The organism is Henriciella aquimarina (assembly GCF_002088975.1).
Classification (GTDB): Bacteria; Pseudomonadota; Alphaproteobacteria; order Caulobacterales; family Hyphomonadaceae; genus Henriciella; species Henriciella aquimarina.
The window spans coordinates 76,450-89,101 of sequence record NZ_NCST01000062.1 but is presented as its reverse complement, the minus strand read 5'-3'; the positions used below and the strand labels follow the sequence as shown (position 1 = coordinate 89,101).

Annotated in this window: 13 protein-coding genes; 11 read left to right on the top strand and 2 right to left on the bottom strand. The window is 65.1% G+C overall.

Features of this window, described 5'->3' with window-relative positions; translation table 11 throughout:
- The first annotated feature begins 5 nt into the window (after positions 1 to 5).
- From B8784_RS10100 to B8784_RS10065, 8 genes are all read left to right on the top strand, one after another.
- Positions 6 to 1,460 (top strand): TrkH family potassium uptake protein, encoded by a 1,455-nt coding sequence (locus tag B8784_RS10100; protein ID WP_233356061.1) that lies wholly within the window; start codon positions 6 to 8, stop codon positions 1,458 to 1,460.
- A 78-nt stretch (positions 1,461 to 1,538) separates the two neighbouring features.
- The gene (locus B8784_RS10095) at positions 1,539 to 2,825 is read left to right on the top strand and encodes a glutamate-5-semialdehyde dehydrogenase (protein WP_084397843.1); all 1,287 of its coding nucleotides are present in this window, start codon (positions 1,539 to 1,541) and stop codon (positions 2,823 to 2,825) included.
- A 14-nt stretch (positions 2,826 to 2,839) separates the two neighbouring features.
- Positions 2,840 to 3,460, top strand: a complete 621-nt coding sequence (nadD, locus tag B8784_RS10090) for a nicotinate (nicotinamide) nucleotide adenylyltransferase (RefSeq protein ID WP_233356060.1) — start codon at positions 2,840 to 2,842, stop codon at positions 3,458 to 3,460.
- 39 nt (positions 3,461 to 3,499) lie between these two features.
- Complete coding sequence (gene rsfS, locus B8784_RS10085; protein WP_084397841.1) at positions 3,500 to 3,907, top strand: ribosome silencing factor; 408 nt, start codon at positions 3,500 to 3,502, stop codon at positions 3,905 to 3,907.
- Positions 3,908 to 3,926: 19 nt separating this feature from the next.
- A complete protein-coding gene (rlmH, locus tag B8784_RS10080; RefSeq protein WP_084397840.1) occupies positions 3,927 to 4,391 on the top strand; it encodes a 23S rRNA (pseudouridine(1915)-N(3))-methyltransferase RlmH in 465 nt (154 codons plus the stop codon).
- Between the two features lie 81 nt (positions 4,392 to 4,472).
- Positions 4,473 to 5,285 (top strand): SDR family NAD(P)-dependent oxidoreductase, encoded by an 813-nt coding sequence (locus B8784_RS10075; protein WP_084397839.1) that lies wholly within the window; start codon positions 4,473 to 4,475, stop codon positions 5,283 to 5,285.
- 158 nt (positions 5,286 to 5,443) lie between these two features.
- Entirely contained in the window at positions 5,444 to 6,124 is a 681-nt protein-coding gene (locus tag B8784_RS10070; RefSeq protein ID WP_084397838.1) for a TorF family putative porin, read from the top strand.
- Between the two features lie 138 nt (positions 6,125 to 6,262).
- Entirely contained in the window at positions 6,263 to 8,017 is a 1,755-nt protein-coding gene (locus B8784_RS10065; protein WP_084397837.1) for a cation:proton antiporter domain-containing protein, read from the top strand.
- A gap of 76 nt (positions 8,018 to 8,093) precedes the next feature.
- Here B8784_RS10065 and B8784_RS10060 read toward each other — a convergent pair whose 3' ends face one another.
- Complete coding sequence (locus tag B8784_RS10060; protein ID WP_084397836.1) at positions 8,094 to 8,621, bottom strand: GcrA family cell cycle regulator; 528 nt, start codon at positions 8,619 to 8,621, stop codon at positions 8,094 to 8,096.
- 228 nt (positions 8,622 to 8,849) lie between these two features.
- Between B8784_RS10060 and B8784_RS10055 the strand changes: the two genes are divergently transcribed.
- From B8784_RS10055 to B8784_RS10045, 3 genes are all read left to right on the top strand, one after another.
- Positions 8,850 to 9,689 (top strand): ABC transporter permease, encoded by an 840-nt coding sequence (locus B8784_RS10055; protein WP_084397835.1) that lies wholly within the window; start codon positions 8,850 to 8,852, stop codon positions 9,687 to 9,689.
- Between the two features lie 45 nt (positions 9,690 to 9,734).
- Complete coding sequence (locus tag B8784_RS10050; RefSeq protein ID WP_084397834.1) at positions 9,735 to 11,558, top strand: ABC-F family ATP-binding cassette domain-containing protein; 1,824 nt, start codon at positions 9,735 to 9,737, stop codon at positions 11,556 to 11,558.
- 80 nt (positions 11,559 to 11,638) lie between these two features.
- Positions 11,639 to 12,379, top strand: coding sequence for a PAN domain-containing protein (locus tag B8784_RS10045; RefSeq protein ID WP_158085647.1), 741 nt, complete (start codon positions 11,639 to 11,641; stop codon positions 12,377 to 12,379).
- On the opposite strand, the gene B8784_RS21300 is transcribed toward B8784_RS10045, so the two are convergent.
- Positions 12,376 to 12,609, bottom strand: coding sequence for a BolA family protein (locus tag B8784_RS21300; protein ID WP_143435410.1), 234 nt, complete (start codon positions 12,607 to 12,609; stop codon positions 12,376 to 12,378). The two genes, B8784_RS10045 and B8784_RS21300, sit on opposite strands and share 4 nt — an antisense overlap.
- Between the last annotated feature and the right edge of the window lie 43 nt (positions 12,610 to 12,652).

Below are 12,652 nucleotides of genomic sequence, written 5' to 3'. Positions count from 1 at the left end.
GCGACATGCAAATTCGCGCCGTCATATTTGCCATCGGCATCATGATCGCCATCCTGGGCGTGGCCATGCTGCCATCCGCCCTGCTGGACATTGCCGATGGCAGTGACCAGTGGCCGATCTTCCTGGTCTCCTCGGCGATCAGCGTCCTGATCGGGCTGGGCCTCGGCGTCCTGTCAGGCGGCGCGCCCTCCTCGACCAGCGCGCGCGAAGCCTTCCTGCTGACCGTGCTGATCTGGGTGGTGCTGCCGCTCATCGCGACGATCCCCTTCATCAGCTACGGCCTGTCCTTCACCGATGCCTTCTTCGAGACGGTCTCGGGCATGACGACCACCGGCGCGACGGTGATGACCGGCCTCGACACGACATCGCGCGGGATCCTGCTCTGGCGGGCCATCCTGCAATGGATCGGCGGCATCGGCATCATCGTGACGGCCATCGTCATCCTGCCGATGCTGAAGGTTGGCGGCATGCAGCTCTTCCAGATCGAGAGCTCGGACATGTCGGGCAAGTTCCTGCCGCGCATCAACGAGATCGCCATGCAGACGAGCATCGCCTATCTGCTTGTCTCCGTGCTGTGCGCGATCAGCTATGCCGCCTGTGGCATGACGGCCTTCGACGCGATCACCCATTCGATGACGACCATGTCGGCGGGCGGCTTCTCCACCCATGACGCCTCGTTCGGCTATTTCTCCGACACGCCGGCGGCCTATGCGGCGACCTTCTTCATGTTCGTGGCCGGTCTGCCCTTCGCGCTCGTGACACTGATGATCCTGCACGGGCGCTGGCGGCCGATGTTCAGCGACCCGCAGCCGCGGCTCTATTTCTGGCTGGCGGTGGGCTTTGCGACCGTCATCGTCATCTGGCACGAGGCGGTCGTCGATCCGCCGATCTTCGACCACATCTTCCACGGTTTCCGCACCGCGCTGTTCAACATCATCTCGATCATGACAGGCACCGGCTATGCCTCGGCGCCTTATGACACCTGGGGCCAGCCGGCGACGGTCATCTTCCTGGTGGCAACCTTCCTCGGCGGGTGTGCCGGCTCGGCGGCCTGCGGGATCAAGATGTTCCGGCTGGAAATCAGCTTCAAGGCGGTGTTCGCCTATGCCGCCCAGATCGTGCGGCCGAACCGGGTCGTGCGGGTGCGTTATGCCGGGCGCACCGTGCCCTCGGAAACCCTGCAATCGGTCATGGTCTTCGTCTTTCTCTACATGGCGACCTTCGTGACCGGGGCCGTCCTGATCTCGATGACGGGCGAAGACCTGATGACCGCCATCTCCGCCTCGGCCACGACCGTCTCGAATGTCGGCCCGGGCCTCGGCCCCGTCGTCGGCCCGTCAACGACCTTCCAGAGCCTGACAGACGTCGCCAAATGGGTCTGCATCACCGCCATGCTGCTCGGCCGGCTCGAATTCGTGGCGGTCTTCACCATCCTGACCGCACGTTTCTGGCGCGGTTAGGGCTTGCATGCCTTCACCTTCTTCTAAATTACCCTTAGAGAGACCGGTTACAGCCATTCGCTGCACAGAGACTTGTTCATGAGCCAGATCCTGAGGACACACGAAATATCGCTTGAAGACGCCATGCGCGAAATGGGCCAGCGCGCCCGTGCCGCCTCGGCCCGGCTGGCGTCCATGACAAGCGAGCAGCGCACGCGCGGGCTCAACGCCATGGCCGACGCGCTCGAAACCGCCGAGACGCTGATCCTCGACGCCAACAAGCGCGACATGGCCGCCGCCAAAAGCAAGGGCCTCACTGACGCCATGCTCGACCGTCTGGCGCTCGACCCGGACCGGCTGCACGGTATCGCCAATGCCGTGCGCGACGTTGCCCGCCTGCCCGATCCGGTCGGCACGGAGATTGCCCGCTGGACCGTACCTTCCGGGCTCGACATCGCCCGTGTGCGCACGCCTCTCGGGGTGATCGGCATCATCTATGAAGCCCGCCCGAACGTCACCGCCGACGCCGCCGCACTATGCCTGCGCTCGGGCAATGCCGCGATCCTGCGCGCCGGCAGCGAAAGCCTGCAATCGGCGCTCGCCATCGCCACGGCACTGCGCTCCGGCCTGGAAGGTGCGGGCCTGCCGGCCGATGCCATCCAGCTGGTCAATACGCCCAACCGCGATGCGGTCGGCTATATGCTGGCGGGCCTTGAGGGCAATATCGACGTCATCGTGCCGCGCGGCGGCAAGGGGCTGGTCGCCCGCGTCCAGGCCGATGCCCGCGTGCCGGTGATTGGCCACCTGGAGGGCCTCTGCCACGCCTATGTCGACGCCGATGCCGACGCCGACAAGGCGGTCAATATCGTGCTCAATGCCAAGATGCGCCGGACCGGCATCTGCGGCGCGCTCGAGACGCTGCTCGTCAACCGCTCTGTCGCCGAGACGTTGCTGCCGGCCATCGCCGCCCCGCTGCGCGATGCCGGCTGTGAGCTGCGCGGCGACAAGGCGGCCTGCGAGATCCTGCCGGACATCGCCGCGGCCACGGAAGAAGACTGGCAGACCGAATATCTCGCGCCGATCCTGTCGGTGAAGATCGTCGACGATCTCGACGCCGCGCTCGACCATATCGCCCATTACGGCACCGGCCATACCGAGCTGATCATCACCGAGAACGCCTCGACGGCAGAGCGCTTCCTCGCCGATGTCGATGCGGGGATCGTGCTGCACAACGCCTCGACCCAGTTCGCCGATGGCGGCCAGTTCGGCATGGGCGCGGAAATCGGCATCGCGACCGGACGCATCCATGCGCGCGGACCCGTCGGCGCCGAGCAGCTCACCATCTTCAAATATGTGGTGCGCGGCCATGGCGAGACACGGCCATAGAGATTGCTGACCGGTTGAGTTCTCCCATCCTGCCCCCTGTGCGCACCCTGCCACCGTCAGGGACGACGCAGCGCATCGGCCTGTTCGGCGGCTCGTTCAACCCGCCGCATTCCGGCCACCTGCATGTCGCCGAGACCGCGCTGAAACGCCTGCAGCTGGACTGGATTTACTGGCTGCCCGCCCGCGGCAACCCGCTGAAGGACAAGCCGGCAGACTTTTATGACCGGGTCCATGCCGTGCGTGAGCTGATCGGCCATCATCCGCGCATGTTCGTCAGCGATTTCGAGCACTGGGCCGGTGTGCGCTACACCGTCGACGTGCTCGGCGCCTTCATGCGCCATTCGCCCACGGCCCGCTTTGTCTGGCTGATGGGCGCCGACAGCCTGATGAATTTCCACGACTGGAAAGCCTGGCAGAGCGTGGCCGAAAACATCCCGATCTGCGTCGTCTCGCGCCCCGAAGCGGGCCCGCGCGCGCTGCGCTCGCCCTATGCGCGCCGCTATGCCGGGGTCCGCCTTCCCGAGCGCAATGCCGCCCGCCTGCCCTTCCTCGCCCCGCCGGCCTGGGTTTTCCTCAAGGCGCCCTTCGACCGCACCTCTTCAACACAACTGCGAACAGACGCTCAAAAATGGTAGAGAGCGCGCCTCTGGCGTGATATATTTCTTTGAGTCGAGATGAAAGGAACCGAAGCCCTGCCTTCTACCCATACGCAGCCTCTGAAGGCCGCCAAAGCCAGCGCTGACGACATTCGCGCGATTGCGGATACGGTCATCAGCAGCCTTGAGGACGACAAGGCCGAAGACATCACGGTCATCGACCTGGAAGGAAAGTCCTCGCTTGCAGACATGATGGTCATCGCCTCAGGCCGTTCGGCCCGCCATGTCGCCGCGATTGCGGACCATCTTGCCCAGACCGTCAAGGACGCCACCGGCCGGCCCGTAAAGCTGGAAGGGCTGCCGAATGCTGACTGGGTGCTGCTCGACATCGGCGACATCATCATCCACCTCTTCCGCCCGGAAGTGCGCGCCTTCTACAATCTCGAAAAGATCTGGTCGGACGACAGCGCCCACGGCCACGCCTGATCCAGGCGTCTGAGCCGGCGTGCGCATCACCATCCTGACCGTCGGGCGCCTGAAATCGGGCCCCGAGCGTGAGCTTTGCGAGGATTATCTCGACCGTTTCCGCAAGGCTGGCCGTGCGCTCGGCTATCGCAGCGCAGACCTCATCGAAACCGATAGCGGCGGCGGGCTCGACGCCGAAGCCGAACGGCTGGTGGCCAAGCTCCCGCAGGGCGCCCACGCCATCCGGCTCGACGAGTTCGGCAAGGAGCACCGCTCAACGGCCTTTTCCAGCTATCTCGCCCGCCTGCGCGACCAGGGTACGCCGGACCTCTGCTTCCTGATCGGCGGCGCCGAAGGCTATGGCGCCACGGTCACCCAGGCCGTGCCGGAGACCATGGCGTTCGGCAAGCAGACCTGGCCACACCGGCTGGTCCGCGCCATGCTCGCCGAACAGCTCTACCGCGCCGTCAGCATCGAAGCCGGGCTGCCCTATCACAAGGCATAGACGGCGCGGCGTTTGACACCCTGCCCCGGGGTGCGCATTGGTTTCGTCAATCGAGAACAATCGGCAACGGAGGAGAACGACATGGCGGACAAGGATCTCGAAGGACGCAAGGCGCTGGTGACCGGCTCGGCCACAGGGCTTGGCCGCTCGATCGCGCTGAAGCTCGCCGAACGCGGCGCCGATCTCATCATCAACTGCACCCGCAGCCTCGCCGAAGCCGAGGAGACGGTCGCCGAATGTAAGAAGCTGGGCGCCGAGACGCAACTGGTCGCCGCCGACGTCTCCACCGAAGAAGGCTGTGCGAAACTGGCCGAGGCCGCTGCCAGCTGGGGCCGGCTCGACATCCTGGTCAACAATGCCGGGATCACCCGCCATGCCCGCGACCATGCCGATCTCGACGCGCTGACCCGGCAGGACTTCATGGACACCTATGCCGTCAACGTCGCCGGGCCCTTCCTGGTGATGCAGGCCTGCAAGCCCCTGCTCGAAAAGACCTATCAGGAGACCGGGCGCGCGGCGGCCGTGCTCAACGTGTCCTCCATTGCCGGGGTGACCGGCATCGGCTCGTCTGTCGCCTATGCCGCGACCAAGGGCGCGCTCAACACCATGACCCTGTCTCTGGCCCGCGCGCTTGCGCCGGCCATCCGGGTGAATGCCGTCTGCCCGGGCTTTATCGGCACGCGGTGGTTCAAGGACCGTATGGATGAGAATCAATACCAGCGGATGGAATCGGGTGTCGCGGAATCCACGCCCCTGAAAGCGGCCAGCGGACCGGACGACATCGCTGATTCTGCAGTGTTTTTCCTGACGGATGCCTCGCGTCACGTCACCGGCGAAACACTTCTGGTTGATGCCGGAATGCACCTTGGTTACGCACCTTTGGTCGCCCGTTAGGCAGTTCGAGCGCCTTTTTTGCAGGCGATTTTTGCTCTTGCTGCCCGATTTTCGTGCTGCGGCGCAAAATTTGGCATGCCGTTTTGCACTGTAATGGAAATATGACGCGGCTCACCTCCACTCTGCGCTCCGTGATGAGGATGCAAAGGAGGTTACCAATGAGCAAATCATTCACACGCCTAGCTGTTCTAGCGGCCGCTGCGAGCGTCATGGCGACGCCGGCGATCGCCGAGGGGGAATGGAGCGGGAATGTCACGCTGACATCCAATTATGTCTTCCGCGGCATCACCCAGACGGATGAAGGGCCAGCCGTCCAGGGTGGTTTCGACTATGCGTCCGACAGCTTCTATGTCGGCACCTGGGCGTCCGCGATTGACTATGACAACGGCACCTCGGCCGAGATCGACTTCTATGGCGGCTGGACCCCGACGGTCGGCGTCTTCGATCTCGATATCGGCGCCATCTATTACTACTACCCGGACGCCCCGGACGATCCGGAGCAGAACTTCGCCGAAGTCTATGCCGGCGCCAGCACGACGCTGGGTGAGTTCGTCGATGTCGGCGCCTCGATCGCCTATTCGCCGGAATTCTACGGCGAAACCGGCGACGCCTTCTACTACTCCGCCAGCGCGGGCATCCCGCTCGGCGAGTATTTCGGCGTCGATGCCAGCGTCGGCTATTCCTCGGGCGACGAGGATGAAGGCTTCACCGACTATACCGACTGGTCGATCGGCCTGACGACGTCGGTCGAAGGCTTCGACTTCGACTTCCGTTACATCGATACCGACCTCGACTCCGTCGATGAGTCCTTCGTCGTGTCGGTGAGCCGCGCGCTCTAGGGCCAACACCGCCAAACGCCGGGCCGGGTTTTGCCCTCCTGTAAATCCCCGGTCAGGTGACGAGACCGCCGCTCCATTGGAGCGGCGGTCTTTCTTTTGCCCAAATAGTCTCCAATATGACAGAGTGGGAGGCTGGTGATGGCAGACGCGGCAACAACCCCTGTAGATGCACTGATCCCGGCCATGACCCTGCTCGCGGCCGGGGGCGCGGCTGCGCTTGTCTCAAAGGCGCTCAAACTCTCGCCAATCGTCGGTTATCTGATTGTCGGTGTCCTGATCGGCCCGCATGCCTTCGGCCTGATCGACGAGAGTCCGGCAACACACCTTCTGGCCGAGCTGGGCGTGGTCTTCCTGCTGTTCGACATCGGGCTGCACGTCTCGCTGCGGGAGCTACGCGAAAGCCGGCGCGACCTGATCGGGCTGGCCCCGGCCCACCTGGTCCTAACGGCCCTGCCCTTCACCATCACGCTCATGCTGTTCGGCCTCGCCTGGCCGATCGCGCTGGCGCTCGGCCTGTCTTTCGGGCTCTCCTCGACGGCCGTGGTCTCCCGCGTGATGGCCGAACGCGGGCTCGGCTCGTGCCCGCTCGGGCGCTCGTCCACACATGTCCTGATCTTCCAGGACATTGTCGCAATCTTCCTGCTGATCTTCGCCAACTCCATCAGCAATGGCGCCGACGGCATGGCGCTCGCCATCGAGCTGGCGCGGGCGGCCGGCTATGCCATCGTCGCCTTCGTGATCGCGTTTGCCGCCGGCCATTATCTCATGGGACCGATCTTTCGCGGGCTGGCCCATACGCGCAACCAGGAAGCCTTCACCGCCGTGACGCTGCTGCTTGTCCTCGGCGCGGCCTCGGCCACCGCCCAGATCGGCCTATCGCTGACGCTCGGCGCTTTCCTGGCCGGGCTTGCCGTCTCGGGGACAGCCTTCCGTCACCAGGTGCAGATGGAGACCGGCCCGTTCCGCGGGCTGCTGCTCTCCTTCTTCTTCATGTCTGTCGGGCTGTCGGTCGATCTCACCGTGCTCGCCCGGGACTGGCCGCTGGTGCTGCTTGTGGCGGCCTCCATCCTGACGGTGAAGACGCTGTTCGGCTTCGTGGCCGCGCGCCTCAACAAGTGGAGCAATCCCGGCAGCATCCAGCTGACCTTCCTGCTCGCCCAGGGCTCGGAATTCACCCTCGTCGTGCTGTCGATCCTCGCCACGGCGGCCGACGGCGTGCCGCCTGTCATCGAGACCATCGCGGTCGCCGGCATCGCCATCTCGCTCGCCATTGCGCCCTTCTGGGCAGCCGCCGGCATGCAGCTGTCGCGGAAGTTCGCCGCGATCTTCAAGGGCCAGACCCGGCCAGTCAACGAGATCACACCGGTGGCCCCGGACCGGCCCGTCATCATCTTCGGCATGACGTCCGCCGGGCGTGTCGCCGCCGATGCGCTGGCCGACTTCGACATTCCGCATGTCTGCCTCGATGCCGAGCCGGACCGTTTCGTCTCTGCCATCGCCGACGGCTACAAGGTGAGCTTCGGCAATGCGGCCAATATGCGCCTGGTCGAGGCGGTTGCCGGGCCCAATCCGCGCGCCGTCGTTATCGGCGCCCCGCGCTATGAGACCTCCCGTGACCTGACCCCGGCCGCGCAACGCGAATTCCCGAACACGCCGCGCTTCGTCAGCGTCGACAATGAAGCCGACCGGGAGCGGTTCGCCGCGCTCGGCATGCGCGCCTGGCTGTCCATGGGCGAACCCAAGGGCATCGAGATGGCCGCCGACGTGCTGCGCAAGCTGGGCGTGGAAGAGGCCAAGGTGGCCGAATGGATGTCACGCGAGGCCGACCGCTTCGACGTCGGCAATCCGTCCGACGTCTCCGAGCCGGCCGAGACCGAAACCGAAGCCGCCTGAGCCAGGCTCACCCCCAAGAAAAAAGGGCCAGCCCTTGCAGGCCGGCCCCATACTGTCGCGTCTCAGGCGCCCGCCTCTAGCCGGCGATCTTGCGCGCCTCGAACGTTTCTTCCTCGCCGCGCTTGCGGTCACGCTTGCGCTGCGGCTGGAAGGCGATCTTCGCATGCTCGGCGCAATAGGGCCCGCAATCGGACTTGCGGCCGCAGAAGGCGAACTTCGGGTCGGCCGGGTCACCGATCGGCCATTTGCACATGGAATCCCGCAGGGTGAGGATGGTGGCGGCTTCACCATCGGCCACGGGGGCCGGCTGCAGCGCGGAAACAATCGCGGTGTGATCCGAGCGGCGCAGGCGCGGTTCCGGCTGCTGCTGCGGGGGCGATGCCGAACTTCCATCGACACTCACACGTGGTTTCGGCCGGGCCAGACGCGGCGGGCGCTTGACCGGGCGCGACGGCGTCGCGCGCCCCGACAGGCCGAGCCGGTGCACCTTGCCGATCACAGCGTTGCGGGTCACTCCGCCGAGCTGCTTGGCGATCTGGCTGGCAGAATGGCCCTCGGCCCAGAGCTTCTTGAGAACTTCAACACGTTCTTCGGTCCAAGACATGACTTGCCTCCTGGCGCAAAGCACCGCTAGATATTGTAGCAGCTGTTTTCAGCCGCCCCCGTTGATATCTAGATATCGTATCCATCACGAAACGAAACACAATATAGGGGAATCGGTTCTCCACAACCTTTCAATATATAGTATGGGCTTGTGGACAGACTGAAAAAATCATTGCGACGAAGCCACTTACCTATCGTCATCGTGGCCAATCGCTCCTAAATAGCGGCGATGACCGATCAGATTTCTGCAGCCGCCCGCCCGCTTCCGAAGCCCCCAAGACGCTATGGCGCCGTCAACTGGGTCGGGCTCTGGACGCTCTACAAGCGCGAAGTGGGCCGGTTCCTGAAGGTCTGGATGCAGACCCTGTTCGCCCCGGTGATCACCACCCTTCTCTTCATGACGGTCTTCAAGCTGGCCTTCGGCGACCGCGGGCAGCTGACCGGCGACTTTGCCGGGCTCGACTACAACAACTTCCTGGCGCCGGGCCTGGTCGTCATGTCGATGCTGCAGAACGCTTTCCAGAACACCTCCTCCTCGCTGACCATCGCCAAGGTGCAGGGCAGCCAGGTCGACTTCCTGATGCCGCCGCTCTCGCCGCTCGAGCTGACGCTCGGCTTTATCCTAGGCGCGATGACCCGTGGCATCATGGTCGGCGTGATCGGTGCGCTGGCCATTCACCTGACCGGGCTGGCGGACCTCAATATCGTCAATCTGTGGCCGATCATCTGGTTCAGCCTGATGGCAACCGCCTTCCTCGCCGCGCTCGGCGCGGTCGGCGGGATCTGGGCGGAGAAGTTCGACCACCTCGCCGCCATCACCAATTTCGTGATCGTGCCGCTGACCTTCCTCTCCGGCACCTTCTACGACATCAAGGTGCTGGTCTCTCCCTTCCAGGAAGCGGCCCATTTCGACCCGATCTTCTACCTGATCGACGGCTTCCGTTCCGGCTTTATCGGGGTGTCCAATTCCGACCCGATGATCGGCATGGCGGCGTCGGCCGCCTTTACCTTCCTGGCCTGTCTCTGGGTCTGGTGGCTGTTCAAAATCGGCTACAAGCTGAAGGCCTGATCGCGGCGGCTTGACCCTTTCGCCCAGGGCGGACACGAAACACAAATGGCAGAGCTTCCCATCCTGCGCCTCGCCGATGTCGAGCTGACCTTTGGCGGGACGCCGATCTTTACCGGTGTAACCTTCACCCTCGCCAAGGGCGAGCGCGCCGCGCTTGTCGGGCGCAACGGGGCGGGCAAGTCGACGCTGATGCGGCTCGTCACCGGCCGCCACGACCCCGATGCCGGCGATGTCTGGCGCCAGCCGGGCACAGAGGTCGCCGTCGTCGAACAGGAGCCGGATCTCTCGGCCTATGAGACCGTGCTCGACTATGCCAGCGACGGCACCGATGAGCCCTGGATGGCCGAAGCCGAGCTTGGCCTGTTCGGCATCGATCCGGGCGCTAATCCGAACACGCTGTCGGGCGGCCAGATCCGCCGTGCGGCGCTCGCCAAGGCCTTTGCGCAAGGCCCGGACATCCTGCTGCTCGATGAGCCGACAAACCATCTCGACGTGCCGATGATCGAGACGCTGGAAGACCGGCTGAAAGCCTTCCCCGGCGCCGTGCTGCTGGTCAGCCACGACCGGCGCTTCCTCGAAAACGTTACCACGACAACGCTCTGGCTACGCCAGGGCAAGGTGTGGAAAAGCCCACGCGGCTATGCCGAGTTCGATGACTGGGCCGCCAGCATCGAGGCGGAAGAGGAAAAGCAGCTGCAGCGCATGAAGACGCAGCTGAAGAGCGAACAGCACTGGCTGGCACGCGGGGTCACGGCCCGGCGCAAGCGCAATATGGGCCGGCTCACCAAACTGCACGAGCTGCGCGCCCAGCATGCCAAGCAGAAGGCGCTGCTCAACGAGGCGAAGTCGACCGCCGGGCTCTCGGCCGAGAGCGGCGACAGCCAGAGCCGCAAGGTGCTGGAAGCCTTCGGCCTGTCCAAGGCGTTTGGCGAGACGGTGATCGCGAAGGATCTGTCCCTGCGCATCCTGAAAGGCGACCGGATTGGCATTGTCGGCCCGAACGGCGTCGGCAAGACGACGCTGCTGAAGCTCCTCCTCGGCGAGCTGACGCCGGATACGGGTTCGGTGAAGATCGCGCAGGCGCTGACCGTCACCTATCTCGACCAGACGCGCGAGACGCTGAAGCCCAATGAAACCCTCTGGGAAGCGCTCACTCCGGCGGGCGGCGACTCCATCATGGTGCAGGGCAAGTCCAAGCATGTCGCCGCCTATGCCAAGGACTTTCTCTTCACCTCCGAACAGCTGCGCCAGCCTGTCTCGGCGCTATCGGGCGGGGAGCGCAACCGGCTGACGCTGGCCATCGCGCTCGCCCAGCCCGCCGATGTTCTGGTGCTGGACGAGCCGACCAACGATCTCGACATGCAGACGCTCGACCTCCTGGAAGAGATGCTGACCGATTTCGACGGCACGCTGATCCTGGTCAGCCACGACCGGGCCTTCCTCGATGCCATCGTCACCTCCTGCCTGGTGCCGATGGGCGGCGGCAAATGGGTCGAGACGGCCGGCGGCTGGAGCGATGCGGCCCGGCAGGTACCCTCGCTGACCTCTCAGAAAGCCGCCCCAGCGAAGGACAGAACGAAGGCCAAAGGCGCCTCTGCCTCCGGCGGTCAGGCGCCCAAGCGCGAGGCGAAGCTGTCCTTCAAGGACAAACACCGTTTGAAAGAGGCCGAAGACGCCATGCCCCGGCTCGGCAAGGAGATCGAGGAGCTGGAGGCCCAGCTGGCCGATCCGGAGCTGTTCAACGCCGACCCGGAGAAATTCCAGGCCGTCAGCGACCGGCTGGTCGCCGCGCGCGGCGAGCTTGAACAGGCCGAGGAAGACTGGCTGGCCATCGAAGCGTTGAAAGAGGAAATGGGCGCGAAGGAATAAGGCAACGCCCTCTTAAAGCCTTCCCGCCTAGACTTGCGAAGACGATCCTTTCTTCAGGAGACGTGGCCATGCGGCGCGCCATGACAGTCCTTGCCCTACCCGTTCTCCTAAGCGCGGCCGCCCTGGCCGAAGAGGCCGGCGAGAGCGCTTCTTTTGAGAAGAATACCGCCCGGACGGGCCCGGCCTATTCGTCGGTGCGCGGCTCCACACCGGACGCCTGTGCGAGCCTGTGCGCCGAAGACAGCCAGTGCCGCGCCTGGACACTGACTCCACCGACCTTCCGCATCGGCCCGCGCTGCGAGCTTCACGACACGCCCGGCGAGGTCATCGCGCAGCCGGGCGCCGTGTCGGGGCGGATGCCTTCGCGGGCGCCGGACACAGCCGCCGCGCCTGTCACCCCAGCTGCCCCGGTCGTGGAAGCACCGATCCAGGACATCCCGCCGGAGCCTGCCCCGGCCCCAGTGACAGAGACACCACCGCCCGCGAAACCTGCGCTGCGGCGCAGCGAAGCCCCTGCTCTGGAAGGCGCGCCTGAACCGGGCTTGCAGGAAAGCTCTGAGCCGCCAGCCCCAGCGATGTCGCCCCCGCCAGCGCCCAAACCCGCACCGCAGGTAAAAGACACGCCTCGCTCCCCGCCGCCATGGGTGCGCAAGGACGAACGCGAGGCTGCTGCCGAGCCAACCGGCACGGGTATGCGCTCCTATTCGGTGCAGGATGTGGACAGGCTGCCGGGCGACCTGGAGGATTCCGCCGGGATCGAAGGCCGCCTGCCCGCGGGCAGCGGCGACACCGTGCCGGACGGCGAAACGCCCGGAAACTAGGCCGGCGCGCGCGTCTTCAGCGCCAGGGCGTGCAGCTCGCCGCCCATCTTCCCGCGCAGCGCGGCGTAGACCATCTGATGCTGCTTCACGCGCGGCACGCCGGCAAATTGCGGCGAGACGATCTCGGCCTGCCAGTGATCATTGTCACCGGCGAGATCGGTCAGCGTGATTTCGGCCTCCGGAAAGGCGTCCTTCAGATGAGTTTCGAGCGTGTCGCGGTCCATGGCCATAGGCTGTCTCCTTCGGCTGGCACATGGCCCGCATTGGCTCTAG